This is a genomic window from Spirillospora sp. NPDC047418, from assembly GCF_040643275.1.
Taxonomy (GTDB): Bacteria; Actinomycetota; Actinomycetes; order Streptosporangiales; family Streptosporangiaceae; genus Spirillospora.
In genome coordinates, this window is sequence record NZ_JBEYTW010000008.1 from 106,408 (window position 1) to 132,929 (window position 26,522).

At 74.6% G+C, this 26,522-nt stretch carries 24 protein-coding genes; 2 read left to right on the forward strand and 22 right to left on the reverse strand.

The genetic code is table 11. From position 1 onward, the window contains the following. Positions 1–23: 23 nt before the first annotated feature. The 13 genes from ABZ806_RS07290 to ABZ806_RS07350 form a co-directional block, all read right to left on the reverse strand. Positions 24–1,238, reverse strand: a complete 1,215-nt coding sequence (locus tag ABZ806_RS07290) for a discoidin domain-containing protein (protein WP_500215976.1) — start codon at positions 1,236–1,238, stop codon at positions 24–26. Beyond that, positions 1,235–1,786, reverse strand: a complete 552-nt coding sequence (locus ABZ806_RS07295) for a phage tail protein (protein ID WP_500215977.1) — start codon at positions 1,784–1,786, stop codon at positions 1,235–1,237. The genes ABZ806_RS07290 and ABZ806_RS07295 overlap by 4 nt, the downstream gene beginning before the upstream one ends. 13 nt (positions 1,787–1,799) lie before the next feature. Continuing rightward, positions 1,800–3,752, reverse strand: a complete 1,953-nt coding sequence (locus tag ABZ806_RS07300; protein WP_500215978.1) for a putative baseplate assembly protein — start codon at positions 3,750–3,752, stop codon at positions 1,800–1,802. Continuing rightward, on the reverse strand, positions 3,752–4,198 hold the full coding sequence (locus ABZ806_RS07305) for a GPW/gp25 family protein (protein WP_500215979.1): 447 nt from the start codon (positions 4,196–4,198) through the stop codon (positions 3,752–3,754). The genes ABZ806_RS07300 and ABZ806_RS07305 overlap by 1 nt, the downstream gene beginning before the upstream one ends. A gap of 9 nt (positions 4,199–4,207) precedes the next feature. Beyond that, positions 4,208–6,043, reverse strand: coding sequence for a VgrG-related protein (locus ABZ806_RS07310; protein WP_500215980.1), 1,836 nt, complete (start codon positions 6,041–6,043; stop codon positions 4,208–4,210). Between the two features lie 8 nt (positions 6,044–6,051). Then, positions 6,052–6,762 (reverse strand): CIS tube protein, encoded by a 711-nt coding sequence (locus tag ABZ806_RS07315; RefSeq protein ID WP_500215981.1) that lies wholly within the window; start codon positions 6,760–6,762, stop codon positions 6,052–6,054. Next, entirely contained in the window at positions 6,762–7,199 is a 438-nt protein-coding gene (locus ABZ806_RS07320; protein WP_500215982.1) for a phage tail protein, read from the reverse strand. Before ABZ806_RS07320 ends, ABZ806_RS07315 begins: the two co-directional genes overlap by 1 nt. Positions 7,200–7,212: 13 nt before the next feature. Then, on the reverse strand, positions 7,213–7,356 hold the full coding sequence (locus tag ABZ806_RS07325; protein WP_500215983.1) for a hypothetical protein: 144 nt from the start codon (positions 7,354–7,356) through the stop codon (positions 7,213–7,215). Between the two features lie 2,921 nt (positions 7,357–10,277). After that, positions 10,278–10,430 carry a DUF6760 family protein gene (locus ABZ806_RS07330; RefSeq protein ID WP_500215984.1) on the reverse strand — a complete coding sequence of 51 codons (153 nt, stop codon included), beginning with the start codon at positions 10,428–10,430 and terminating at the stop codon, positions 10,278–10,280. Continuing rightward, positions 10,427–10,834, reverse strand: a complete 408-nt coding sequence (locus ABZ806_RS07335) for a hypothetical protein (protein WP_500215985.1) — start codon at positions 10,832–10,834, stop codon at positions 10,427–10,429. The genes ABZ806_RS07330 and ABZ806_RS07335 overlap by 4 nt, the downstream gene beginning before the upstream one ends. Beyond that, positions 10,834–11,277: a phage tail protein gene (locus tag ABZ806_RS07340; protein ID WP_500215986.1), complete on the reverse strand. Its 444-nt coding sequence runs from the start codon at positions 11,275–11,277 to the stop codon at positions 10,834–10,836. The genes ABZ806_RS07335 and ABZ806_RS07340 overlap by 1 nt, the downstream gene beginning before the upstream one ends. Before the next feature lie 30 nt (positions 11,278–11,307). Continuing rightward, the gene (locus ABZ806_RS07345; RefSeq protein WP_500215987.1) at positions 11,308–12,858 is read right to left on the reverse strand and encodes a phage tail sheath family protein; all 1,551 of its coding nucleotides are present in this window, start codon (positions 12,856–12,858) and stop codon (positions 11,308–11,310) included. Between the two features lie 147 nt (positions 12,859–13,005). After that, positions 13,006–15,060: an eCIS core domain-containing protein gene (locus ABZ806_RS07350; RefSeq protein WP_500215988.1), complete on the reverse strand. Its 2,055-nt coding sequence runs from the start codon at positions 15,058–15,060 to the stop codon at positions 13,006–13,008. A 189-nt stretch (positions 15,061–15,249) separates the two neighbouring features. On the opposite strand from ABZ806_RS07350, the gene ABZ806_RS07355 reads away from it, so the two are divergent. Beyond that, positions 15,250–16,698, forward strand: a complete 1,449-nt coding sequence (locus tag ABZ806_RS07355; RefSeq protein ID WP_500215989.1) for a COG1470 family protein — start codon at positions 15,250–15,252, stop codon at positions 16,696–16,698. Positions 16,699–16,714: 16 nt separating this feature from the next. Here ABZ806_RS07355 and ABZ806_RS07360 read toward each other — a convergent pair whose 3' ends face one another. Genes ABZ806_RS07360 through ABZ806_RS07375 form a run of 4 tightly spaced genes read right to left on the reverse strand, consistent with a single transcriptional unit; the run spans position 16,715 to position 21,507 of the window. Continuing rightward, positions 16,715–18,787 (reverse strand): ATP-binding protein, encoded by a 2,073-nt coding sequence (locus ABZ806_RS07360; RefSeq protein WP_500215990.1) that lies wholly within the window; start codon positions 18,785–18,787, stop codon positions 16,715–16,717. Further along, complete coding sequence (locus ABZ806_RS07365) at positions 18,784–19,401, reverse strand: Pvc16 family protein (protein ID WP_500215991.1); 618 nt, start codon at positions 19,399–19,401, stop codon at positions 18,784–18,786. The genes ABZ806_RS07360 and ABZ806_RS07365 overlap by 4 nt, the downstream gene beginning before the upstream one ends. Then, on the reverse strand, positions 19,401–20,009 hold the full coding sequence (locus ABZ806_RS07370) for a helix-turn-helix transcriptional regulator (RefSeq protein ID WP_500215992.1): 609 nt from the start codon (positions 20,007–20,009) through the stop codon (positions 19,401–19,403). Before ABZ806_RS07370 ends, ABZ806_RS07365 begins: the two co-directional genes overlap by 1 nt. Position 20,010: 1 nt before the next feature. Continuing rightward, positions 20,011–21,507 carry a peptidase inhibitor family I36 protein gene (locus tag ABZ806_RS07375; RefSeq protein WP_500215993.1) on the reverse strand — a complete coding sequence of 499 codons (1,497 nt, stop codon included), beginning with the start codon at positions 21,505–21,507 and terminating at the stop codon, positions 20,011–20,013. Positions 21,508–21,751: 244 nt separating this feature from the next. Between ABZ806_RS07375 and ABZ806_RS07380 the strand changes: the two genes are divergently transcribed. Beyond that, entirely contained in the window at positions 21,752–22,207 is a 456-nt protein-coding gene (locus tag ABZ806_RS07380; RefSeq protein WP_500215994.1) for a tellurite resistance TerB family protein, read from the forward strand. Between the two features lie 79 nt (positions 22,208–22,286). Here ABZ806_RS07380 and ABZ806_RS07385 read toward each other — a convergent pair whose 3' ends face one another. From ABZ806_RS07385 to ABZ806_RS07405, 5 genes are all read right to left on the reverse strand, one after another. Further along, positions 22,287–23,189: a M56 family metallopeptidase gene (locus tag ABZ806_RS07385; RefSeq protein WP_500215995.1), complete on the reverse strand. Its 903-nt coding sequence runs from the start codon at positions 23,187–23,189 to the stop codon at positions 22,287–22,289. Then, complete coding sequence (locus tag ABZ806_RS07390) at positions 23,186–23,554, reverse strand: BlaI/MecI/CopY family transcriptional regulator (protein WP_500215996.1); 369 nt, start codon at positions 23,552–23,554, stop codon at positions 23,186–23,188. Before ABZ806_RS07390 ends, ABZ806_RS07385 begins: the two co-directional genes overlap by 4 nt. Before the next feature lie 5 nt (positions 23,555–23,559). Continuing rightward, positions 23,560–24,480, reverse strand: coding sequence for a cation diffusion facilitator family transporter (locus ABZ806_RS07395; RefSeq protein ID WP_500215998.1), 921 nt, complete (start codon positions 24,478–24,480; stop codon positions 23,560–23,562). 96 nt (positions 24,481–24,576) lie between these two features. Then, positions 24,577–25,197: a DedA family protein gene (locus tag ABZ806_RS07400; protein ID WP_500215999.1), complete on the reverse strand. Its 621-nt coding sequence runs from the start codon at positions 25,195–25,197 to the stop codon at positions 24,577–24,579. Between the two features lie 129 nt (positions 25,198–25,326). Beyond that, positions 25,327–26,433 (reverse strand): hypothetical protein, encoded by a 1,107-nt coding sequence (locus ABZ806_RS07405; protein ID WP_500216000.1) that lies wholly within the window; start codon positions 26,431–26,433, stop codon positions 25,327–25,329. Between the last annotated feature and the right edge of the window lie 89 nt (positions 26,434–26,522).

Below are 26,522 nucleotides of genomic sequence, written 5' to 3' on the forward strand. Positions count from 1 at the left end.
TTCTCGACCTTCGGGTTGGCGGTTCACAGGGTGCGGGCGACGGAGCGGCCGAAGAACTCGATCTCGGCGATGGCGACCTGCTGGTCCTTGCGGACGGTGCCGTAGGACGCGCGGATCGTGAACCGCACCCGCACGACGTCCTCGCCGCGCAGCTTGAACTTCTGCGGCCCGACGGCGTCGTCGAACTGGAGTTCCCGCGTGCGGCTCTTACCGTCGGACGAGAAGACGGTCGCCTCCAGAGTCTGCGGACGGCCCTGCGTGCGCTGGGTGTCCAGCCGCCGCGAGATCCCCGGCGTGATGACGACGTTGAGCAGGCGGCGCGGCTGGGCGAAGCCCGCCTCGATCCACTGGCCGTGGGCGGCGCCGCTGTAGCCGACGCCCCAGTAGGAGTCGGCGAACCCGTCGAACGCCTTGTCGGGGCCGTTGCCCGGCTGGGAGTGCGACGCCTTGGCCTGGCTCGGCGAGACCGACACCCGCTTGGCGAAGTGGTCGATCACCCCGTTCACGGCCGTGCCGGCGTTCGCCACCGAGAACACGCCCAGCCCGAGCGTCAGCAGGGCGACCGGGATCACGACGACGAGCCGGGACATCCCGCGCCGCAGCCGGGGCCGGTCGCCCGCCCACGGCTGCTCCCGGTCGGGCTCCTCGTAGAACTTCCACCAGGGCCGCTTGGCGCGCGACCCGGCGCGGTCCAGCTCGGCGAGGCTCATCGCGCACTGGCGGCAGAAGCGCCGGCCGCGGGGGTTGGCGGTGTCGCACCACGGGCAGACGACGCCGCCGGCGAGGTCCAGGGGCTCGGGCTCGGTGACCGTCCTGACCTGCGGGCGCGCCTCCTCGGGACGTCCCGGCAGCACCGGCGTCACGGCGGGCGGCACCTCGTGGGAGCGCTCCCGCGTAGGCACGGGGACGAGCAGCCGCCGCGCCCGCTCCTCGTCCTCGGACGGCAGCGTCGTCCCGGCCGCGCCCGTGCCGACCGGGCCCGTGCCGGAAGCACCCGTGCCGGCCGCGGCAGTGGGAGGCGCGGGCGGGTCGGCGGCGTCCACCGCCGGAGCGGTCCGGCCGGCGGGCGGGGTGGCGTCCGGGAGCGGCTCGGTGGTCGCCTCGGCGCCGTGCGGGTGCAGGGACGGGCCGGGCGCCGGTGTGCGGTCGCGCCAGTCCAGCACCGCGCCGCACACGTCGCAGAACGCGCCGGACTGGCCGTGCGCGCCGCAGTCGTCGCAGGTCTCGGTTGCGCTCATGAACCTTCTTCCAGGGGAAGGATCCGCAGGGTGTAGGGCAGATGCGCGGGACGCGCGGCGGCGACCACGTCGTCGAGCCGCCGCATGTCCACGGCCGAGGGGTCGGGCACTCGCAGGAACACCTCCAGGCGCGGTTCCGGTTCGCCCGGGAACACGCCCAGCGGCCGCTCCGACCACGCCGCGCCGCCACTCTCGATGATCTCAGGTTCGACGCCGAACGCGAGCCGGACGGCGGCGGCCAGCCCGCGCCGGGTGCCGCGCAGCCGGTGCAGCGCGGCGGCGGACGCCACCGTCGTCCGGGCCCGCTGCTCCGGCTCGTCGCCGCGCAGCTCCGCGCCGACCCAGCCGGCCAGCCACCCGACGAAGTCGGCCGGGGCGAGGGCCGGGCTGAAGTACGCCTCCACCGAGTCGAGCGTCCCGGCGAACGGGCCGAGCAGGTCGTCGAGCCCGGCGACGAAGCGCTGCGCGAACTCGTCCTCGGCGTAGATGGCGGGGAGCAGCCCGCCGAGCGGATCGGGCCCGCGCAGCCCGTCGACCGCCCCCCTCACCGCGCCCGCCCGGTCATTCGGCGCCGCCCAGGACGCGGACCTTGTGGTCGTAGGAGAAGAACAGCGCGGCCGGGGACAGGTCGATGCGGTCGACGGCGTCGCCGCGCTTGCCGGTCAGCGGGTCGGCGGCGTGCAGCCGGACCTCGTCCACCAGCTCGACGCCCGGGACGCGCTGCAGCACCGCGAAGATCTCGCCCGCCTGGAGCGGCCGCCCGAACGGCCAGCCGCGCCCCTCGCCGCCGCCGGCGAGCGGGTCGACGTAGCCGTGCAGCGCGTCCAGCGCGGCGCCGCGCACCGCCTCGGCGTTCGCGGCGGCGAAGCAGTGCACCGTCGCGACGACCGTGACGCCCTGGTAGAACGGCGGGCCGACGGCCAGCCGGACGCCGAGCGGGCGCCGGTCGTCCAGGTAGCGGGTGACGCGCCGCAGCAGGTCGTCGCCGGGCACGAGCTGCTCGAAGCGGAGCCGCCCGGCCGGGTCCGCCGCGGCCTGCGGCACGACCAGCACGCGGACCGCGCCCGGCCCCGCCTCGTCCACCGGCAGGCAGCGGATGCGGGCGGTCTCCGGCGCGGCGCGGCGGGCCAGCTCCTCGTAGTCGCGGGCGGTGACGGCGCGGTCCTGGGCGCGCAGCGCGATCGGCGCGCGCCGCTTGGCCTCCTCCAGGGTCTCGCCGTCGACGCCGCCGACCGCCGCGTCCCGGTTCTCGACCCGGGACACGTACGGGACGGAGCTGCGCAGCACGCTCAGCGCACCGCGCGCCACGTTCCCGGCGCGGCCACCGCCCGTCCGGTAGCGGACCGCGCGCAGCAGCGCGCCCTTCGGCGGGACGGCCCCGTACTGCCTGATCCCGCCGTCCGGGGACCGCACCGCCGGGCCGAACGCGACGTCGCCGGTGGCGGCGTCGAGGCGGAAGTGCCGGTCGTCCGGGCCGGACGCGGCGAAGTGCTCGACGGGCTCCCAGCGCTCCCAGCCCTCGCCGTCCGACGACTCCAGGAGCAGCGCCGGGTCGCCCGCGACGATCGGCGCGTGCGCGGTGGCGAAGCGCTGGCCGGGGACGCCCTCGGACTCGCCGAGCGCCTCGTCGTGCACCGCCTCGGCGTGCACGGCGCCGGTCGTCCCGCCGATCGTGTACGCCTCCACCGCGCGGACGGTCGGCGACACCGAGTAGAACGGCTGCCCGGGGGCGGCCTCCGTCACCACGCAGCGCAGCCAGGCGGCCTCGTGCGCGCCGACCCGCGACCGGGCGTGCCCGGACGGGACGTGCAGCACGACCTCGCCCGGCCGGTTGAGGCCGCCCGTCCCGTCCGACTCGACCGCGCAGGCGCGCCAGCCGTCCGGCGTCCACGCCTCCCAGCGCAGCGGCGGCTGCCGGGGGTCGACGCCGACGCCGTCCACCCGGCTGTCCAGGTCGAGGGCGACCGCGCACGACGGGACCGCCGCCGACAGGCCGAACAGCAGCGTGTCGCCGGGCCGCGGGGATTCGGTGAAGCAGGCGACGTCCGTGCCGTCCAGGACGTCGGAGGTGTGGTCGGCGGGCGCGCGGCCCTCCGGCTGGACGGTGAGGCGCTCCAGCGCGCACGGCGGGATCACCAGCTCGTGCTCGGTGGTGAAGACCACCGCCTCCTCGTGCTCGGTGCGGCGGGTCGCGACCTCCGTCGCGGCGGGCAGCACCACCCGCTCGTCCTGCGCCGCCGACAGCCAGAACGTGACCGCCGCGCGGGCCGTGGACGGCGGCAGCAGGGTGAAGTCGAGCAGGTCGAGGAACGCCAGGTAGCTGCGGTCGGGGACCCGGTTGAGCCGGTAGACCAGCTGGTCCGCCATGTGCGCGACGGCCTCGATCAGCGTCACGCCCGGGTCGGACACGTTGTGGTCCGTCCACTCCGGGCAGCGCCGCTGGACGTAGCGCTTGGCGTCGTCGACGAACTGCTGGAAGCGCCGGTCGTCGAGGTTGGGCGAGGGCAGTGCCATCAGGCGGCCCCTTCCGCGTGGCCCGCGGCGGCGGCGTCGCCGGCCCCGTCCTCGCCCTCGGGGATGACGTAGAACGGGAAGACCAGGTTGCGGGGGTTGTTGGTGCCGAGGATCTCGTACCGGACGTCGATGTGCAGCAGCCCGCGCGTGCCCGGCACCGCCGTGACCGCCACGTCGTGCACCTCCACGCGGGGCTCCCACCGGTCCAGGCTGGCCCGCACCTCGTAGCCGATCCGCCCGATCGTCTCGTCGTTGACCGGCGCGAACACCAGGTCGTGCACGGCGCAGCCGAACTCGGGCCGGTAGGGCCGCTCGCCCGGCGCGGTCGCCAGCACGAGCCGCATCGCCTCCTCGATCTCGTTCTCCCCGGAGACCAGGGCGATCCCGCCCGACGCGTTGACCCGCATCGGGAAGCCCCAGCCGGAGCCGGTGAACTGCTCCCCCATAGCCCTCTCCTAGAACGGTCTGCCGTTGGTCGTGGTGATGCCGGTCAGCGCGACGCTGACGCCCGCGACGGTGACCGCGCCGGCCGCCTTGGCCGTCAGCACGCCGCCGGCGCTGAGGTTGAGCACGCCGGCGGCGCTGGTGTTGACCGCGCCGCCCGCGCTGATGTTCACGGAGCCGCCCGCGCTGATGCTGACGGCGCCGCCCGCGTTCAGCGCCAGGTTCGTCCCGGCCCGCACCTGCACCGCCGTCGCGCCGGTGATGGTGACGATGCCCTTGCTGTCGACCGAGAGCCGGGTGCCGGTCTGGTTCATCTCGATCGTCATCCGGTCGTCGCCGGTGGCGAGCGTGACGCCCTTGCGGCCGGGCGCGTCCCGCAGCTCCAGCCGGTTCCCGGTGCGGGACGCCAGCGCCCGCCAGTTGATCTTGCCGCCGGCGCCCACCACCGGCATCCGCTGGTAGGCGGGCAGCCGGTCGATGCCGTTGTAGAGGCCGCCGATCACGTACGGGTGGTCGAGCGCGCCCCGGTCGAACGCGACGAGCACCTCGTCGTTCACCTCGGGCATGATCAGGCTTCCGCCGCGCCGGCCGCCGAACTGCATGACGCGCGTCCAGTCGCTGACGTACTCCTCGTCCAGCCAGGGGAACCGGAGCTTCACCCGGCCGAGGCGGCGCGGGTCCTTGACGTCGGTGACGAGCGCGATCGCCACGCCGGGCAGCCGCGGCGCGGGCGCCGTCGAGCCGCCGCCGGACGCCAGCCCGAACAGCGACCGGTGCTGCTCGCCGCTCACCGTGACCAGGCACTCGTACCGCTCGCCGCCGGAGAACATGTGCCGGACGGCGGTGACGGTGTACTTGCCCTCGAACGGCCGGCCGATCCCGTTCAGCGCCACCGGCAGGCCGGGCCGCAGCCTGGGGTCGCCGCGCACCAGCGCCTCCAGCTCGGCGAACGCCGAACTCACGTCCGCCGCCAGCCCGTCGGCGGCGCCCGTCACCTCCCGCTGGCTGTCGTAGGGGATCTCGGTCTCGGTCAGCGTGGCCTTCCCGAACGCCGACGCGGCCTGCCCCGGCGTCGACCCGATCGCCAGTTCCGGGCTGCGCGCGGCCGACTTCCGGGCCGTCAGCGTCCGCTTGGCGGTCATGTCCCAGCCGCGCGCGGACGCCTCCTGCACCTGGTCGGACGCCGTGATCCCGGTGCGGCAGCGCAGCAGGTTGACGCCGAACTCCAGGACGTAGTGGTTCTGCGCCGCCTTCGTCCCGGCCCCGGGTGCGCCCGACGCGGGCTTCGGCTCGACGAACCGGAACTTCCCCTCGTCGTCGCAGTACATCTCGACGTCGTTCTCGCGGGCCAGCCGCGCCAGGAACTCCCAGTCGGTGACGTTCGCCTGGGAGATCTGCTCGTACACGACCTTGGTCGAGTCGATCCGCCCGACCTTGAGGCCGTTCCGCGCCGCGAGCTTGCGCGCGATGTCGGACGCGGTCTGGTTGACGTACCCGGCGACCCGCCGGTTGCGCAGCAGCCGGTGCGACGGGTCGTGGCCGCGCAGCACCGTGTACTTGCCGGTGGCGTCGAAGTCGGCCTCCAGCGCGGTGACCTCGCCGGTGAAGATCGGCTTGCCGCCGTCGCGTCCGGCCGCGTACGCGCGCAGCTCGACCTCGGCGCCGATCCGCGCGTTCAGCAGCGGCACCACCCGCCGGTGCGGGTCGCGGAACGTCAGCTGGAACGCGGCGGGCACGTTCACGCTGGTGTCCACCCACGCCTCGACGAGCAGCGGCTTGACGGTCGGGGGCAGCGGACGGCCGTCCACCTTCACCCCGACCAGGTTCGTATGAGTCCCCGCGGACATCCCGCCCCCTACGCGTCGATCTCTTCGGGGGCGGGGAGCAGCAGCTCCCGCCCCGGCCGGAGCCGCATCGGGTCGTCGATGCCGTTCAGCTCGGCGATCGGCCGCCACGCGGTCGCGTCGCCGTACTCGCGCCACGCCAGCGCCTGCAGCGAATCCCCCGCCACCACCCGGTGCACGCGCCGCGCCGTCAGCGCGCCCGACGTCGGGTTCTGCCCCGGCGTCTGCTGCGGGATCTCCTCCAAGCCCAGCCGGCACGTCGCCCGGATCGGCTCCCCGTTGGACGCGAACAGCGTGTAGGACGCGCTGACGTCCCGCATGTACGCGACGAAGCCGACCGTCCGGAACGTCCCCCACTCGAACCGCACCCAGGGCGGCGACGACCGCAGCGGACGGCTGGACGGCTCCACCTCCAGGCACTGGAACAGCGCGTCCACCGCCTCGCGCACGTCGTTGGAGCCGGGCTCGTCCGAGCAGTCGAGGAAGATCTCCAGGTTCAGGCTGCGCGGGTTGGGCCCGGTGAACTCCTGCTTCCCGCCCGCCCGCTCGGCCGGCGTCGGCGTGTACTTCCAGGTCGACGAACCGGACAGGTCGAGGGAGTTCGGGTTGAACTGCAGCTTGATCCGCTTCTTCAGCCCGCCCGGCTGGACCGAGTCGCCCGACGGCGGGAAGTGCACGTTCAGCGTGGCCCCGACCCGTCCGTGCATCGTCTTCGGCGCCATCACGCACCCCCAGACGCGGTGAACCCGTGATGCGCGATCTCCAGTACCTCGGTCGCCACCGTCGCCTGCTCGGGGTCGAGCGTCGGCCCCGTCCAGTTGACGGGGATCGCCTCCCGCAGCCCCCAGCTGGCGATCAGCGAACCGTCCGCGCGCAGCACGTCGATCTGCACGTCGGCCCGCTCGATCCCGGTGGCCACGGACGAGATCCAGGTCGCCACCTTCGCCGTGTCGGCCGTCACCGGCCGCGTCAACCGCACGTTCGAATGCCGCACCCGCGTCGGCAGCTGCCACACGAACCCGTTGTTGCCGCCCTCCTCGAACTGCTCCACATCGACCTGCGCCGCCAGCCCGTCGCACCCGTTGAACGCACCGAAGCTCACCCCCGAAACCGTCAACCGGAAGAACAGCGACGACGCCGGGTCCTTGGTGGTGGTCATCTGCAAACTCCTCTCACCGGCGCCGATCCCTCAGCCGCCCGACCCGCTCCCGGTCCATCCGCAACTCCGCCCGCAGCAGCCGCGCCAGCGGCTCCACCAGCCGCCGCGCCAGCTCATCGAGCTCCCCATCACTCCGCTGCTGATCCACAACCGCCACCCGCCGCTTCTCCGCCCTGCCCCGCCCCGGCGCGGCGCCCCGCTGTCCCCCCACGACCGCCCCGGCCGCCGCAGCCCGCCCGGACGCGGCCGCCCGCTGCACAGGCACGGCCGAGCCGGTCACCGCACCCTCCCGCCCTCCCCGCGCCGCGGGTCGAACCGGCAAACCCGGCCCCCCACCCGGCTGAGCCTCGGCCTTCGACGTGGGCGTACCCGGCGCGGGCACATGCCCGGCGACCGGCACCCCTGCCGCACGTGGCCCGGAGAGCGCACCGGACGCGGGCCTCCCCGGCACGGGCCCCGCGGACACAGCCGCGCGCTGAACGTCCCCGCCCGTCCGCCCGGCACGCCCCGCCGGCCCCGCAACGTCGCGCCTCCGGCGGGTGACCGGTTGGATCGGCGGACCCACTCGCGCCACCCCCGCGTCCACCCCACCCGAGCCGGGTTCCGCAGCACGCTGAACGGACGCACTCTGCCCCGTACGCGGCGCGCCCCCGCCCTGCGGCGCGGACACCCCGGCCCCGCCCGCACCGGACGCGGGAGCCGAGGCCGCCACCACACGCCGACCGAGCACGGCCGGGCCGGCCGCCGCAATCCCGTGTGCTCCGCGGGCAGCGGGTTGGACGGGCGAACTCACCTGCCGCCCCGAAACGTCCACACCATCTGAAGCCCCGCCCCCCACAGCAGGCGGGACGGGGGTGGCTCGCCCCGCCCCCGAAGTCGCACCCGCACGCGGCGCTGCCCCGGCCCCTGGCGCGGACGCGCTTGGAAGCACCCGCTCGGCACGTCCAGCGACCGGCGCCCCTGCCGCGCGCACCACAGACACGGGATCCGAGGCCGCCGCCGCACGCTGCACTGGCGCAGACGACTCGCCCACCCCAGGCCCACCCCTCACGCGGGTAGTGGGTTGGATCGGCAAACCCACCCGCCACCCCGAAGCCTCCGCAGCAGGCTGGACCGGCGCGGCTTGCCCCGCGGCCAGCGCTGCACCAGCACGCGACGCTGCCCCGTCCTGTGGCCCGGCCGCGCCTGCCCCACCCACACGCCCCCGCTCGTCACCCGGCGCACCTGCCACGCCCGACACGGAGCGCGCACCGGACGCAGGACCCACCGACGGCACAGTCGCACGCTGGACGGGTGCGGACGGCTCCGTCACCGCAGGTCCACGCCTCACGCGGGTAGTGGGTTGGATCGGCAAACCCACCTGCCGCCCCGAAGCGTCTACACCGGCACCCGCTGCGGGCTGAACGGGCGCCGCCCCCGGGGCCGTGGCCGCACGTGGCGTCGCCCCCGCAGTCGGCGTGGACGCGCCCGGCTCGCTCACATGCTCGGCACGTCCAGCCCCCGGCGCCACTGCGGGGCGCGGCTCGAAACTCACACCGGACGCGGGAGTTCCCTGCCCGGACGCGGCGGACGCGGCCGCGCGCTGGACGGGCACGTCAACCCGCCGCCCGGAAGCGTTCGAGCCACCACCCGCCGCAGCGGGCTCGACGGGCACGCCTTGCCCCGCGATCGGCATCGCAGTTACACGTGGCGGTGCCTCGGCCATTGGCGTGGACGCACCCGCCCCGCTCACACGCCCGCCCTGTCCCGCGACCGGCGCACGCGACTCGGAGCGCGCACCGGACGCAGGACTCCCGGGCACGGAAGCCGGAAGCGCAGCCGGGGCTGCGCCGTCATTCCACGTGGGCGCGCTCGCCCCACCGACACGCTCGCCCTGCCCGGTGACCGGCGCGTCCGCCACGCGCGGCTCGGGGTGCGCGCCGGACGCGGGAGCCGGGGCCGCTGGCACCCGCCGACCGGGCACGGCCGGGTCGGCCGCCGCAGCCCCGCGCCCTCCGTGGGCAGCGGGCTGGACGGGCATGGGCGGCTTGGTCGCCCGTTCCTGGGCTGCGGGTTGGGTCGGTGCAGCCGCCTGCGGCGACGATGCGTTCGCACCGCGCGCGGGGTGCGCGGCGCGCTGGACGGGCGTGGCTTGCCGTGCAGCCTCACGTCGTGCCGCCTCGGCGTTCAGCGTGGACGCGCTCAGGCCGTCCACGCTCTCGGCCCGTCCAGCGACCGGCGCACCCGTCGCGCGCGGGCCTGACGCGGTACTTCCGTGTGCGCGAGTCGCGGACGCGTCGGCGCGCGGGCCTGGTGCGGTACTTCCGTGTGAGGGAGTTGCGGGTGCGTCGGCGCGCTGTACGGGCTTGGGTTGTTCTGCGTTCGGGAGTGTGGGCGCGGGGGGCGGTGTCTCGGTCTTTGGGGCGGGCGTGGTCGGTCCGCTCGCGCGTCTGTTCTGTGCTTTTGCCACGTGTGGCTCGGAGCGTGCGCTGGAGGCGGGGCTCGCCGAGGACGCAGTCGTGCGCTGGACGGGCCTCGGTGGATCGGTCGGCGCGGGCCCACGTCCTACGGGTGTGGCCCGTTGGGTCGGCAAACCTGCCTGTCGCGCGGAAGCGTCCGCAGGGTTCGAAGATGCGCGCGCCGTAGTGGGGGTGGGCGCGTGGGTCAGGGCGCTCGTGCGCTCTGCGGCGGGTGGGGTGGGGCGGTGGGGGGTCAGGTGGCGGAGGGGCTTGGGCTGGGGTGGGGCACTCGTCAAAGGGGTGCGAGACGGGGGCGGCTCGGGAGGTGCGGGGGCCTGGACGGGCATGGGGACGTCCGCGCTCTGGCGGGCGAGGGGCCGGGGTGCGGTGCCCAGGCCGCCGGTCAGGGAGGACGGCGGGGCGGCGCGCAGCAGGCGGGTCGGTTCGCGGGTCAGGACCGGGTTCTGCCAGGTCGGGAGGGTCGGGCCGAAGGCCGGGTCGCTGATCGGGCGCAGGAGCACCTGCGTGGGCGGGGGCAGGGTCGTCCAGGCGGGCCGGGACGGGGCCGCCGGCTCGGAGGCCGGGACCGGGACCGGGGCCGGGGCCGGGCGGGCCGGGCGGCGGAAGGGGTTCCAGGGCATCAGGTACCCGCCCGGGTCACCAGGGAAGCGATCTCCCGGACGTAGCGGCGGCGGTCGGGGTGCTCCAGGTCCAGGATCTCCTCGCGGCTCCAGTGGAAGTGGAAGGCGATGTACGCGATCTCCTCGCGGAGCCGGTCGGGTGCGTACGTCACGATTCCCCCAGGCGGCTCCCCGCGAGGTCGACCTCGAAGGTCTCCGCGCACGCGGGGCACGCCACGGCGGCGCGGGTGTGCCCCTCGGCGTTGATCTGGCGGTAGAAGTCCTGCAGGAACGCCAGGTCGGACGCGAACAGGTTCTCCACGACGCCGTCGTGGACGGCCGGGAGGTCGCCCAGGCGGGTGACGACCCGTCCCAGCAGGACGACCGAGAGGTACGGGGGGTTCTCCCGCACCCGGACGTCCTGCAGGGGGACGAGTTCGTCCTTGGCCGTGGCCAGCCGCATCGCGCCGCGCCTGTGCACGGTCCCGGACTCGTCGACGTAGCCGCGCGGGAGTTCGAACTCGAACTCGGTCCGCATCGGCCCGGACGGTTCGGCGGCGGGGGCGGAACGGCGCATTACTCGATGGTCAGTTCTTCGAAGGTGATGGTGACCTGCTCGGTGAGGGCCGAGGTGCCGCCCGCCTCCGGGTTGCTGGCCTCGATGCCGCTGCACCAGGCGTTGCGCATGTGGTACCGCTTCACCGGGCTGTTCTGGTAGTCCATCAGGATGATGGAGGCGTTCTTGCGGGCGCTGCCCATGTCGCCCTTGAGCGACGCGTTGATCCAGTCGTTGAACGCCTTGCTCTGCGTCATGCCGCGCGTGACGCTGCATTCGCCCGCCTGCGCGACGCCCGGCATCTTCTTCGTGACGGGCTTGCCCTGCGCCGAGTTCTGCTTGAACTCGATGACGTCCTGCTTCTGCGACAGGCCGGTGACGGACTGCAGGTACTCGACCATCACGCCGTCGATCTGCAGGCCGAAGTTATGTGCCGCTACGGCGTCGCCACCGTCGAAGGTCATCGTTCGCTCTTTCCGTTGGGAGAGTGGGGGTTACTCTTCGAGTTCGCCGCCGCCGGAGATCTGCGCCAGGCGGAAGACCACGAACTCGGCGGGCTTCACCGGCGCGATGCCGATCTCGCAGACCACGCGGCCGAGGTCGACCGACTCGGCCGGGTTGGTCTCGGCGTCGCACTTGACGTAGAACGCCTCCTCGGGGCTGGCCCCGAACAGGGCGCCGTCCCGCCACTCGGTGACGAGGAACGCGGAGATGTTGCGCCGGATCCGCGCCCACAGCGCCTCGTCGTTCGGCTCGAACACCACCCACTGGGTGCCGATCAGGATCGACTCCTCCAGGTAGTTGAAGTAGCGCCGGACGTTCAGGTACCGCCACGCCGGGTCGGAGGAGAGGGTCCGGGCACCCCACACGCGGACGCCGCGGCCGGGGAACGCGCGGATGCAGTTGACGCCGATCGGGTTGAGCAAGTCCTGCTCGCCCTTGGTGACCTGGAGCCCGAGGTCCACGACGCCGCGGACGATCTCGTTCGCCGGTGCCTTGTGGACGCCGCGTTCGGCGTCGCTGCGCGCCCAGATGCCGGCGACGTGCCCGCTCGGCGGCATCAGCTGCGCCTTGCCGGACGACGGGTCGAACACCTTGATCCACGGGTAGTACAGCGCGGCGTACTTGGAGTCGTACCCGGCGGTCTCCTGCCGCCAGTCGCGGACCTGCTTGGCGTTCAGGCCGGGCGGCGGGTCGATGACCGCGACGCGGTCGCCCATCAGCTCGCAGTGCGCGATCATGCCGAGCTGGACGGCCTTGACGCCCTCCATGTCGATCGCGCCGCGCTCGTAGGCGGCCATCAGGTCGGGGGCGCACACCATGGTGACGGCGTCCAGGGCCTCCAGCCCGCCGAACCCGGTGCGGTCGGCGGCGTCGCCGAGGTAGTCGTCGGGGCCGATGCCGCGGCCGTCCGCCGCGGTCGGCGCCGGCACGGGCGCGGGCTCCAGCTTCACCGTCTGGGCGTCCGGCCTGGCGAGCTGCGCCGCCGGGGCCGCCTCCTCGACGGTGATGAGCTTCGACCGCTCCTTGACCTGCGTGACGATGTAGGTGCGGGCCGCCTTCTTCGCCGACACGTGGAAGCTCTCGACGACGGTGTCGTCCACCTTGACGTTCAGGCGGAACCGGTCGCCCTTGTCGTCGGCGTCGACGTCGGCGACCTCGACGCTGATCTCGCCCGCGGTGCCGGACGGCAGCGCCGACACCCGGAACCCGCCGAGTTCGGCGGGCGCGCCGGCGGCGAGCTGCCGCGGCATGGCCCTGGCGCCCGCGCCGTGTCCCGACGTCCCGCCGACGCGGATGACGTAGCAGGTGGTGCCGCCGTTGTTGAAGAACCCGTAGACCGCGTGCGCCAGGTAGTAGCCGTCGGCGAACTCACCGAACGCCGCGACGTACTGCGACCAGTTGGTCACCAGCGTGGGCTCGTTCAGCGGCCCCTCGGGCGCGAACCCCACGAAGGCGGCGACGGACGTGCCGACACCCTCGATGGGACGCGACCCGCTGGCCACCTCCTCGACGTACACACCGGGCGACAGATATGTGGCCATGCGCGACAAACCCCCACAGAGCGATCAAGGTCTCACCAGCGTGCCGTCCGGATCAGGCCACCGAAACGTCGGAACGGACCTCTCCGGAGGCAACCTTCCGCGCACATTCGTGCAACCGCCCGCCCCGCGGACGCCGGTTCCCGGGGCTCAGGACGCCATCTTGGACGCGATGCGGGCGACGGCGCCGTCGCGGTCCGCGGCCATCTTCTCCGCCTTCCAGTCGAGCCCCAGCGCCGCGATGATCGACAGCGCGCTCCCGGCCGGGATCTCCACGCCCGCGACCGGTGTGTCCCGCTCCCCGGCGGCGGAGTCGCGGTCCTGCTCGCCGGCCAGTTCCCAGAGGGCGCCGGCGACCAGCTCGCGCTTCCCGGGGCCGAGCGGCTTCATGACGTTCAGGGTGGCCAGGACGCGGTCGCCCGTCGTCCGCTCGGTCCCGGTGTCGTCGAGCCGCGCCCGGTCCCAGCGCTTGCCGAAGTACTTGCTGGTCTTGTACGCGGCGACGGCGAGGCCGAGGGCGGCGCCGAGCCCGGCCAGCGCCCAGCCGAGCGGGGTGGCGGCGATCGCGGCCCCGGCGGCGAAGGCCGCGACCAGGGCGGCCACTCCGGCGAGGGCACCGGCGATGGAGCCGGCCGCGACGGTCGCCTTCTTGTGCGTCCCGCGCGCGTTCTTCTTGAGCGCGTACGCGGCGATGGCGGCGGTCAGCTCCGCGTCGCAGCGGCGCTTGGCCTCGGTGGCCTCGGCGATCCGGTCGGCGACGTTCTCCGTCCGGGCCAGCACACGCTCCAGTTCGGCGCGCACGAGGTCGGCGGCCGGGTCGGTGGTCGCCGCGAAGGCGGTGTCGATCTCCGCCGCGAACCCGGTCATCGAGGCGGGCACCGGCGCGCCCGCGGGCTCGGGCCGGTTCGCCAGCTCGCGGGACTTGGCCTCGACCTCGCCCCGCCATTCCCGCTGGGCCTGGTAGAGCTCGATGAGCGCCCCCGCGAGGTCGCGGGAGTACATCAGCGTCCTGAGCTCGGAGTCGTCGGTGCCGCCCGCGCCGAGGACCTTCGCGAGCGCCTCGGCCCGCTCCCGCGCGTGGTGCGCCTTCCGGATGTAGCGTCCGCCCTGGATCAGGGAGGCGGGCAGGGTGAACGCGCCGCCGACCCCGCCGACCACGTCCGCCGCGCCGGACTCCGCGACCTTCAGCGCGCCGCCCGCGATGCTCACGGTGTTGCCGGTGAGGTTGAAGCCGTCCTGCGCCGCGTCGCCGGCGGCCCCGTTCCAGGCCCTGCGGTGGTCGCGGTGCGCCGCCGTGCCCGCCTCGGTGCCCTTCATGCCGCGCCGTGCGCCGTGCATCGTCCGGGCGTCGGCGTAGAGCCCGGCGGCGGCCGCTCCGGCCCCGATGCCCGGTGCCCCGAGCCCCCCGCTGAGGGAGGACGAGGTCGAGGCGTCCGAGTCGGAGAACCGGGAGCCGACGGACGCGGCCGTCCCCATCGCGGTCATCGCGCCGGACGGTTCGGCGGCGTCCTTGAGCGCCGTGGCAGCCTCGGTGCTGGAGAGCCGCTGGACGGCCCCCGGCCCGGCCGGCGTCCCGGCGGCCTGGGCGGAGACCGGTGCGGAGACGACCGGGGTGCCCGCCATGGCGCGGCGGGCGGTGGCCTCGGCCTCGCGCTCGAAGCGGTCGGACGGGTCGCTGACCTTCAGCCCGGAGCCCGTGTCGGTGCCCGCGACCGGCCCGGACCGCTGCTGGACGACATGGGTGAGCTCATGGGCGAGCATCGTCCGCCCGGCCGTCGAGCCGGTGTCGTAGCGGCCGCGCTGGAAGACGATGTCGCTGCCCGTGGTGAACGCGTGCGCTTGCACGGACTCGGCCGCGGTGTGCGCGGCGTGGTCGGTGTGGACGCGGACGTCGGAGAAGTCCGCGCCGAGCCGCGCCTCCATGTCCGCGCGGACCGCCGCCCCGAGCGGCGCGCCCGGACGGCCCAGCGCCTCGTGCACGGCGGACCGCTGCACGTCGTGGCCGCAGGACGGGCCGTGCTCGTGCCGTTCCGCCGCCGCCCCGGCCACGGCGGCGTTGCCCGCCGCGCGCTGGAGGGCGAGCAGCTGGGACGGCCCGAGACCGGCCAGTGTGCCGCGCGCGGCAGCGGCGGCGGCCCCGCCCGCATGCGGGGCCCGCCGCCGGCTCGACCGCTCGCCCGCGCCGGTACGCCCGTTCTCGGTCACACGAGACTGCTCGAACATACGCCTGAGCGTCCCGCCCCGGCGCCGCCCGTACCAGGGCGAAGGGAGCACAACGGCGGGCAGCACGGCCTGCACGATCGGGCATCCCGGCCCATTCGGGCAGGACATGCTGCACGGGGTGCTGCTCGGTCGGACGTTTCCCGGAGAGGAGGCCGCTCGTAGCGTCGGAGGGTGAGTATCTGGTCTTCGCTGGAACCGCGGTCCGCGACGGTCGATCCCGGGAAGAGCACGACGGTCGCGCTGCGCGTCCGCAACACCGGCGACCTCGTCGAGGAGTACCGGATCGGTGTCGCGGGCGACCCGGCGGTGTGGGCCCGGGTCGAGCCGGCCACGCTGCGGCTCTACCCCGGCACGACCGGGACCGCGGAGATCGTGTTCGCGCCGCCGCGCACGCCGGACGCGGCGGCGGGCGGGCATCCGTTCGCGGTCGAGGTGACGCCGACCGAGCAGCCCGGCGCGAAGGAGGTCGTCGAGGGCCACCTGACCATCACCCCCTTCACGGTGCTCCGGGCGGAGCTGGTGCCGCCGGTGGTGCGGGGCCGGTTCGGCGCCAGGCCGAAGGTCGCGGTGGACAACCTCGGCAACACCAAGGTCACCGCGTCGCTGAGCGCGAAGGACCCCGGCGGGCGGCTGGGCGTCGAGCTGCATCCGGCGAACGTGCAGATCGAGCCGGGCCGGGCCGCCTGGGTGGACGGACGGATCAAGCCGGGCGGCATCACCTGGTTCGGGCAGCGGGAGTCGCGCCCGTACACGGTGCACGTGCTGCGTTCCGGGCGCGAGCCGGTGGAGGTCGACGGCACCTTCGAGCAGGGCGCGATCATGCCGCGCTGGCTGCTCGGGACGGGCGCGTGCGTCCTCGCGATGGCGGTGGCGTTCACCGTCGCCTGGTTCGCGTTCCAGCCGAACTTCTCCTCGCGCGCACGGGACGGCGCGATGAGCCCGATGGGCAACCCGCTGGCGCTGCCCAGCCAGCCGGAGCAGAAGGCGTCCCCGAGCCCGCCGGAGAATCCCAAGGCCGCCCCGAGCAAGCCGGCCGGGCAGGCCGAGCCGAAGAAGAAGCGCAAGCCGCGCCCGCTGGGCGGGCCCGGGTCGATGCTGTTCTACCTGTCCGGGGGCGGGCCGTGGATGAACCCGCCGCCGCCCGGCGAGCAGGCCCAGACGTGGAGCGTCCCGTCCGGCCAGAGCTTCCCGGCGGTCGGGAAGGACTGGCCCAAGGGCGGCAACCCGGCCATCCGCACGATCTACAACCTGAACGAGGTGCGGCGTCCGGGCAGCAGGCCGACCTTCGACTTCTACGTCTGGTCGCCGAGCGGCGCGACCGGCGTGACCGTGTCGGCGATGTTCCTGTGGCAGTTCGACGGGACCGAGGGCGCCCTCGACCGGCTGGACGTCTTCAAGCCGATCCGGCTGCGGGCGGACGGCGCCTGGCAGAAGTACACCGAGCTGGCCGGGCTCCAGTACTCGGCGGGGTCGGAGTACAAGCCGCTGAAGATGGGCCGGCTCGGGGTCGCGTTCTACGTCCGGTCGCCGGGCGGGCAGCCGGTGGAGGTCCGGACGAACGTCCCGCCGGGCGACAAGTACGTGTCCGCGCTCCGAATCCCCTACGTCAAGCAGAAGTAGTCACCGGCGGCAGTGGTCACCAGGTGCCGGGCAGCAGGCGGCCCATCTTGAGGTATTCGCGTTCGGCGCCGGTCAGCACGTCCGCCATCGAGACGGGACGCCCGGCGGCCGCCGCCAGGTAGGCGGCGGTCGTGGCGGCGCTGCGGATCGCGCCGCCCGCCAACTCGAACTCTCGGGCGCACCGCTCCAGGTCGAGGTCGTCGCCGCACGGCAGGGGCGGCGCCAGGCAGTGCGCCCACAGCGCGCGGCGCCGCACCGCGTCCGGGAACGGGAAGTCGGCGATCACGTCGAGGCGGCGGGTGAACGCGTCGTCGATGTTGGCCCGCAGGTTGGTGGTGAGGACCGCGATCCCGTCGAACGACTCCAGCCGCTGCAGCAGGAAGGCGCTCTCCAGGTTGGCGTAGCGGTCGCGGGCGTCCTTCACCTCCGACCGCTTGCCGAACACCGCGTCGGCCTCGTCGAACAGCAGCACGGCGTCCAGCCGGTCGGCCTCGGTGAAGATGCGCTCGAGGTTCTTCTCGGTCTCGCCGACGTACTTGTCGACGACCGCCGACAGGTCCACCACGTACAGGTCGAGACCCAGTTCGCCTGCGACGACCTCGGCCGCGAGGGTCTTGCCGGTGCCGGACTCGCCCGCGAACAGCGCGACCACGCCGCGGCCCCGCCCGCCGCCGGTGCGCAGCCCCCAGTCGCCGAGCACGCGGTGCCGGTGCCGGGCCCGCGCGACCAGCTCGCGGAGCCGCCCGGCCTCGTCCGGGGGCAGGACCAGGTCGTCCCAGCCGACGGCGGGGCTGATCCGGCGGGCGTGCTGCTGCAGGCCGACGGCGTTCTGCAGCCGCGCCCCCCGGTGCAGGTGCCGGGCCTCCGGACTGACGCCCTCCAGCGCGGCATAGTCGAGGGCCGCGCGGACGGCACGCCGGATCTGCCCCCGGTCGAACCGGTACGGGGCAGTAGCCGCCGCCACGTCGAACGCGACGTCGGCCGGAAGTTCGGCCGCCCACGCATCCGCCTCCGGCGGCGGCGCCGCGAACTCCAGCACAAGCGGCTGCCGCCGACTCCAGGCCGGGTCGTAGGGCAGCACCCCAGCCAGCACGACCGGCACCATGCCCACGTCGTCGGGAGAAGCGCCGTCAGCGAAGGCGCCGGCAGAGGTGGCGCCGGCGAAGCCGCCGGGAGAAGCGCCGTCGGCGAAGGCGTCGGCAGAAGTGCCATCAGGGCAGGCGTCGGTGAAGGCGCGGGCCTGGGGGCCTGTGGTGATGGGGCCCGCGACTATTCCGGCGGAGCGTAGGCGGGCCTCGCGGATCAGGGTCGGGATGAGGGCCTCGTCCAGGCGTGACAGGTCGGCCCGCAGCACCGGCCGTCCCGCGCCGCCGAGCACCGCCGCGCCCGGCGCCATGCCCGACCCCTCGCGCGTCTCCCGCAGGTACACCACGCGCCGCACGGGGGCCAGCGCCCGCAGCTCGGACGGGACGGGCCCGGAGGCGTCCCCGACCTCGGTGACCGCGCCGGACAGCGCGCGATCGAGGCGGTCCCCGCCCAGCAGATGGTCGGTCACCCGGTCCGGTACGCGCAGGGCGCGACCGAGGAACGGGCGGTCCTCGTCCTCCAGGACGAGCAGGCCGCCCGCGAGCAGCGGCCCGGACGGGCCGAGCCGCGCGCGGGCCGCCGCCGACGCCGCCGGGCTCCCGCACAGGTCCAGGGCCAGGCCGACGGTCGCGCGGCGGCGGCTCACATCGTCGTTGAGGTAGCCGTACAGCGGTTCGAAGGAGCGGTCGACGTCGGGCGCGAGCGCGACCAGCAGCAGTTCGGCGTCGAACGCGTCCAGCCCGAAGCCGGCCGCGAGCCGCGCGAGCCGGGTGCCGCCGGCACCGTCCTCGACCTCGCCGACCGCACGGTCGTGGGCGGCGTCGCGTCCCGGACGCGGGACGCCGAGTTCGGCGAGCCGCGCCGCCCCCTCCGGCGAGACGTACAGGCCCCGGAACGGGTCCTGCGCCGTGGGGTCGGCGGCGGCCCTGTCCTCCACCAGGACGCGCGCCCGCCGCCGCAGCAGCTCGATCCTGGCCAGCAGGTGCCCGGCCGAATCGGTCAACGCACCGCCCCGCGATCCACGACCCCGCGATCCACCGCGCCGCGGTCCACCACGGTGACGTCGAGTTCCTCCACGGGCGGGCCGACCGGGTATTCCGGCGAGACCGGGAACGGCGCCGTCACGACGACGTCCAGGGACGGTTTCAGCTCCCCGCCCAGTGCCGACCACAGATCGGCGATGGCGCGCGACTCGACCGGCGGGACGGCGGCCGTCAGCGGCACCGGCGCGCCGAACCGCCGCAGCGCCCCGTCCGCCGGCAGGGACTCGCCGGGCAGGGTCTCGTTCCGCAGCAGGCAGGCCAGTACCGCCGACAGCATCCGGTGCTCATCCTCCGGGCGCTTGGTCCACGCCGTGACCAGGTACGACAGCCGGAAGTAGCGCGGCGGCTGGCGCCGCGTGGTCACCCTCCCGTCGGCGTCGCGGACCTGGAGCGGGCCCCGCTCGCGCCGGCCGGTGTCCTCCCGGACGTCGTACAGGTAGGCGTTCACGGCCGGGCCGTTGCGCTGCGCCGCCCACTCCCGCGTCGGCGCGTCGAACACCACCTTGACGTCGCTTCCGGCGAGCGCGTCGCCGTCCAGCAGCGCGCGCAGTGCCGCGTCCACCTCGTGGAGCATCAGATGTGCCCCTCGCGGATGGCGTACGCGACCAGGTGCGGGCGGTTCTTCAGCTGGTACCGCGTCATCATGCTGTGCAGGACGTTCTTCACCGTGCGCTCGGAGTAGGAGAGCTTCGCCGCGATGTCGGCGGTGTCGAACCCGTCGGCGACCAGCCGCAGCACCTCCTTCTCCCGCTCGGCCAGCCCGGCGGCGGTGAAGCCCTGCTCGCGCAGCGCGCCGCGCTGCAGCCGGCGCACCTGCTTCAGCAGCCGGCCGAGCAGGTCCGGGGGCAGGTCGCCGTTGCCGCGCGCGGCGGACTCGATCGCCCGCGCGATGCCGTCCGGCGTCGCCTCCTGCCGCCACAGGATCGCCACCACCCCGTGCTCGACGACCTCCAGCAGCTCGGCCTCCTTGATCCGCCCGGCGATCAGCACCCGGCGGGTCCGGCCGGCGCGCCGCAGCATCGCCAGCGCGGTGTCGTCGACGCCGTCGGCGACCACCACCGTCACCTGCGCCTCGGCGGTCCCGACCAGCACCAGTTCCGGACGGCCGCGCAGCCCGCCGGTCACCCCGGCCAGCGAGATCGGGTCGGCCGCCTCGACCGCGACGGGGATGCGCATCGTCATCTCACTCACCCGCCGCATCGGCGACCTCGGCGACCCCGGCGGGACGCTCCTCCGCGGCGTCCTCCCCGGCGGACCGCGCCTCCGGCGGCACCGCCAGCGCGCCGCCGGACCGCACCGGCCAGGTCGTGCGGGCGCCGGGCACCCGGCCGACCGCGATCACGGCGCAGCCCGCCGGGACGTTCGCGGGCACCGCCCGGCCGTCGTCGACGAACACCACCCGGCCGCGCTCGCCGCCGTCGCCCACGTCGGTGCCGCCCAGGTCGGCGGAGGACCCGCCGAAGCCGACCATGCGGATCCGGACGCCGTCCGACCAGGGGCTGTTGCCCAGCAGCCCGGACAGCGTCCGCACCGCGCGGCGCGCGTTGCCGCGGGTCCCGTCGAGCGCGATCGGCCCGGGCGTCTCGGCGAGGTTCACCCAGGTGTCGGGCCGCACCGCCACCAGCAGCGGGAACGGGCGGTGCGGGCCGATGTCGTCGGTCAGTTCGGTGATGTCGGACGCGGCGAGCGTCCAGCGGTCGCCGTCGGCACGCCAGGGCTGCGGCGCGTCGGGGTCGGGCGCGGCGAGCACGAGGGTGAGGGCGGTGTCCGCCAGCAGGACGGTGCGGACGGCGGGCACCTCGCGGCGCTCCTGCTCGCAGTCCACCGCCAGCAGCCGCAGCGCGCGGTCGACCCGGCGGGTGGCCTCGGGGTCGGCGCCCGGCGCCACCGCCTTCTGCCTCGGCGTCCGGCCGGCGGGTTCGCCCCGGCGCCGGACGAAGATCCCCGCCACCGCGAGCGCGGCGAGGAGCGCGATGACGCCGGCGCCCACGCCGATGACGATCACCGTCCCGGTGCCGAGCCCGCCCTCGTCGTCGGAGGTGGCGCTCACCGGCCGCGCCGGGTGCGTCCCGGCCGGCTCGGGCAGCGCGACCGCCGGGTTCGGCTGGTCCAGCTCCGGCAGGGCGCCCGTGGGGGGCGCGGCCGGGGCCGACACCTCGGGCGGCGCGCTGACCTTGGCCTTGCCGGACGGCGTCTTCGACACCTTCGGCTTCGCGGCGGACGCGCCGTCCTCCTGCTGCTGCTTCGGCGTGCGTTTCGGGGCGGGCTGCTGGGCGGGCGCGGAGCCCCCGCACGCGGCAGCGCGTCCGGGACGCATCCGGATCGAGGTCACCCTGTCGCTCGGCAACTGGTTCGTGCTGGAGTTGGGCGGCAGGCACAGCATGGGCTTCCCGAAGCCCGCGTCCTCGTACAGGCCCATGTAGGACGACGTCCGGTTGATCACGGAGTCCGCCCGGTCGTTGAGACCGGCGTACTTGCCGATCAGCTCGACGTCCGCACCCGGGTTGTTGGTGCCGATCAGCAGGCCCTGCAGGCCGGGATCGGCGTACAGGCACCACCAGCCCGCGTTGTCGCGGCACTCGCCCGCGTGCGCGGGCGGCGCGGTGAGCGGTATCAGCGCGGTCACGGCCACGAGAACGGCGCCGGCCAGCGCACCCGCCTTCCCCCGAAGGCCGATCATCGGTGTCTCCTCCTGCTTTTTCTCGCCCAAACAACATCATCCGGGCGGACAACGCCCGGATGATCATCTAGCGGAGGGAAACCCTAGAAGGACCCGATAACCAACGGATCATCGTTCGATCAACGCCGCAGGCCACGCCCGCCTTCGCGGGCGGGGGACCCCGGCGGTCGCCGCGCGAGCCTGCTACTACATTTGTAGAAGCAGGGTTAGGGTCGAGTGAGACCAACGATCAGCGGAGGATCCAATGGCTTTCTGGGACAAGCTGCGCGAGTCGACGCAGACCATGCAGACGCAGCTCCTCAGCAAGAAGAACGATCTGAAGAGCGGGGCGTTCCGGGACGCCAGCATGGCGATGTGCGCGCTGGTCGCGGCGGCCGACGGGAGCGTGGACCCGTCCGAGCGGCAGCGCACCGCGTCGCTGATCGCCTCCAACGAGGTGCTGCAGAACTTCCCGGCGGACGACCTGCAGCGCCGCTTCAACGACTACGTGTCCAAGCTGACCGCCGACTTCGACTTCGGGAAGGTGTCGGTCCTGCAGGACATCGGCAAGACCAAGAAGAAGCCCGCCGAGGCGCGCGCCGTCATCCAGATCGGCATCATCATCGGCGGCGCCGACGGCAACTTCGACAACAGTGAGAAGGCCGTCGTCCGGGAGGCGTGCTTCGCGGTCGGCCTGGACCCGGCCGAGTTCGAACTCTGACCGGCCCCTGACCGCGCGGCACGCCCGCCCGGCGCCCCGTCGCGGCGCGGCCGCTCGGCGCGCGGGCTCGGCGGGTGGGTCAGCGGAGGGCGAGGAGCGGCAGCAGGGACGACGCGATGACGTGATCGAGCTGGAGGGTCGCGGCGGTCAGCGAACCGGAGACGACGCCGTTGCCCAGCAACAGCAGCGGGCCGGTGACCGCGTTCTTCGCCGGGGGCGTGCCGAGCAGCGCCTCGACGCGCTCCACGACCCCGGACTCGGCGAACGCGGTCACCGCCGGTCCGGCGGGCCGGGCCGCGCGCGGCTGGGCGAGCGCGACTTTGGCGAGCGTCCGGGCGACGAAGGCGCGGTCGCCGGTCGCCTCCGCGGCGTCCTCGTCCGCCCACCGCTCCACCGCCAGCCGCAGCCGGCCGTCCAGCGCCCGCAGCGGCGGCAGCACCGCCGCGGCCAGGGCCCCGGCGGCCAGGTAGCGGTGGTGGCGATGCCGGAGATGGGACGCCTCATGCTGGAAGACGACGTGCAGTTCCCCGGGTGACAGGTCCCGCAGCAGCCCCCGCGAGACGATGACCCCGCCATGGCGGCCCGGGACGGCGACGGCGATCGGGACGTCGGTGTCGAGCGGCTCCCGGACGTCCGCCCGCGCGGCGCGCAGCTCGCGGACCCAGCCGGCGACGGCCCGGCCCGCGACCAGGGCCCCGGCGGCCGACAGCACCGCCGCCGCGACGCCGACCGCGTCCGGGACGGGCCGGTCGTCGCCGAACAGCGCCCATTCGGGGACGTGCGCGGCGGCGGACGGCGCCAGCGTCGCCGCGTAGTTGATCGCGACGAACACGCCCGTGCCGAGCGCGGCGACCGCCGTCATCGCGCCGGTCGTCGCCAGCAGCCGCGCCGACCAGGACGGATGCAGCCGTAACGGCGCCCGGCCGAGCACCGTCCCGAGCGTCAGCATGAGGGCCAGGGGCAGGAAGGTGAACCAGTTCACCCGTCGCCTTCCGGACGATCGGCGTCGAGGAACTCGCGCAGCTCGCGCGCCTCCTCGACGCTCAGCGACCGCGCGAACCGGTTCAACACGCTACCCGGATCGCTGGCGTGCCGGAGATGCTCGCGCATGCGTCCCGCCACCAGCTCCGACTCGTCCACGGCGAGCCGGTACCGGTAGTGCCGTCCCGACCGGACGCGGGTGACCAGCCTCTTCTCGTGCAGCCGGTGCAGGATCGTGTTGACCGTCGTGTAGGCCGGGTCGCCGTCCAGCCGCGCCCGCAGCTCGGCCGTGCTGGCCGGGCCGCCCGCCGCGGCCAGCGCCGCCAGGACCTCGGCCTCCAGCCGCCCCAGCGGCCTGCGCGCCACCGGCCTCACCCGCCTTTTCGCAGGACGTCCGGTTCCAGGTAGACCAGGCGGGCGATCGGCACCGCCGCGCGGATCCGCGCCTCCGCGTCGTTGATCGCGTCGGCGACCTCGCGGGCGTCGTCGCGCAGGTCCACGGCGATCTTCGCGGCGACGAGCAGTTCATCCGGCCCGAGGTGCATGGTGCGCATGTGGATGACCGAGGGGACGTCGCGGCTCGCCACGATCGCCTCCCTGATCAGCCGCACGTGCTCCGGCCCCGCCGACTCGCCGATGAGCAGGCTCTTCACCTCGGTGGCCAGCACGATCGCGATGGCGGTGAGCAGCACGCCGATCGCGGCGGTGCCGATCCCGTCCCAGACCCCGTCGCCGGTGATCAGCGTCAGCCCGACCCCGCCGAGCGCGAACACCAGGCCGGCCAGCGCGCCGGTGTCCTCCAGCAGGATCACCGGCAGCTCCGGCGACTTGGACCGCCGGACGAACTGCACCCAGCTGGACGTCCCCCGGCTGCGGTTCGACTCCTTGACCGCCGTGCGCAGCGCCGTCCCCTCCAGGGCGATCGCGACGAGCAGCACCGCGATCGGCACCCACTGCCACGAGTCGATCGGATGCGGGTCGCGGATCTTGTGCCACGCCTCGTACAGCGCGAACAGGCCGCCCAGGCTGAACAGCACGATCGCCACCAGGAACGCGTAGATGTAGCGCTCGCGCCCGTACCCGAACGGGTGCTCCTCGGTGGCGCGCCGCTCCGCGCGCTTGCCGCCGATCAGCAGCAGCGCCTGGTTGCTGGAGTCGGCCACCGAGTGGATCGCCTCGGCCAGCATCGAGGACGAGCCGGTCAGCGCGAACGCCACGAACTTGGTGACCGCGATCCCCAGGTTCGCGGCGAGCGCGGTGAGGACGGCCTTGGTGCTTCCTTCGGCGCTCACGTGCTCTCCCGCCGCCGTTCGGCCCGGTGCGCCCGCCCGGACGCACCCGTTGAAACTACACTTGTAGCAGACCGGCGACGCCGATGGGAGGTCCCGCTACTCGCGCTCGGCGTCGCCGCGGTGGAACCTGTTCCACAGGAACCGGCCGACCTCGACGAGCCCGCTGATCACCAGCGCGATGCCGAAGCTGAGGACCAGTCCCATGACCGGGTCCTCCCCGAAGGCCGCCCCGCCCAGGTAGCCGATCAGCCCGGCATAGGACGCCCACAGGACGCAGGCGACCACGTCGAACGGCGTGAAGCTGCGCAGCGGGTACCGCACGATGCCCATCAGCAGCGTCGCGGCGGTGCGTCCGCCCGGAATGTACCGGGCGATGATGATGACGAGGCCCCCGCGCCTGTCGAAGATCCCGGCGGCCCGGTCGTAGGCGTCGCGCCTGCGGCGTCCGGACCGGATCCACCGCTCCAGCCGGTCGCCGGCGAAGCGGCCGATGAAGTAGGACACATGGTCGCCGCAGAAGGCGCCGGCGGCCGAGAAGGCGATGACCAGGGGGAGGACGGTGTCGCCCTTCGCCGCGTACACGCCCGCGGTGATGATCAGGGTCTCGCTGGGGATGACGGGCAGGAACGCGTCCAGCAGCGCCATGCCGAGCAGTGCCGCGTAGATCCACGGCGACGTCATCGTCCCCTGCAGGGCGTCCAGGATGGCATCGCCCACGACCAGTCCCCCTCACCGCGACAGTGCGCCCGGCCAGGGCGGACGCACCGGCCACCTGCCCTGTTTCCCGGCCGGCCGATCTGATGCCGGTGAGGGGGAGATTCGCCCGGCCCGAGGCCGGCCGCGGTGTCAGGGACGGGTGGAGCGGCGCCAGACCGTGCCGATCTGGGTGCCCGCCCAGACGGTGGTGGTGTGCGGGACGCGGGTCATCGAGTACGCGGCCACCGGGACGGGCGGGGTGGCGCGGGTCCACGACGATCCGTCGAAGTGCAGCAGGTGGGAGGCGTCGTACGGGCTGGACAGCCACACGCCGCGCCGTCCGTCGGAGGCCATCGAGCCGAGGAACCCGACCGCGGACATCGGGCGCACCTCGCCGGCCGGGTCGGACGGGCCCGGGATCTGGTGGACGGTGAACTCCGAGCCGTTCCAGTGGTGCAGCGTCGGCGGCACGAACAGCGGGTGCTGCTCAAGGGCGTAGAACCAGACGTCGTCGGGGGCGACGTACTCGATCTGCAGGATCCAGTGGGCGTAGGTCGTCCCCCACGGGACGCGCGTCCACTCCGTGCCGTCGAAGTGCCACAGCGGGGTCGGCCCGGTCTGCGACTCGCCCGGCCCGCCGGCCCAGACGTCCCCGGCGGTTCCGGCGGCGATGGCGTTGAGCCCGGACGGCCGCTCCAGGGTGAGGGAGGTCGCCCACCGGCCGTGCCGCCGCACGGACACCGTCGTGGCGTCCCCGGCGATCCCGGTCGCCCACAGGCCGCCGGTCCGGTCCAGGTCGATGGCCTGGAGCAGCGTGCCGCCGGGTCCGGGCGCCGCCGCCCAGCGGCGGCCGTTCCAGTGCAGCAGGTCGGTGCGCTCCCGGGGCTCCGGGCCGGCGGCGAGCGCCCAGGCGCTCGCGGCGTGCCGGGCGCGGAGGTCGTTGACGGCGGCCAGCCCCTCGGGCAGTGCGGCCCGCGTCCAGCCGCGCGGGGTCCGGTGCAGCATGACGGCCCGCGCGTCCGGCTGGAACACGTTCTCGCTTCCGCCGGCGAAGACGTGCCGCGGGTCCGGTGCGGCGATGCCGAGCAGCTGGCTCCGGCCGGCCGGCGCCGGGACGGGCACGTCGGCCCACTCGCCGGGCGGCGGGGCTGCGGCGCGAGCGCTGCCGGTCAGCGGGCCGGTGAGGGCGGCGCCGAGCAGCGCGGCGCCGCCGAGCGTGAAGGCACGGCGGGACGGAAGGGGGTGCGGACGATCCACGACGTCTCCTCGGCGGGGCGGGACTAGTCGCTGCCAGTATTTGGTGGCATGATCACCGGGATCCACCTCCTGACCGGTAACGGCCAGCC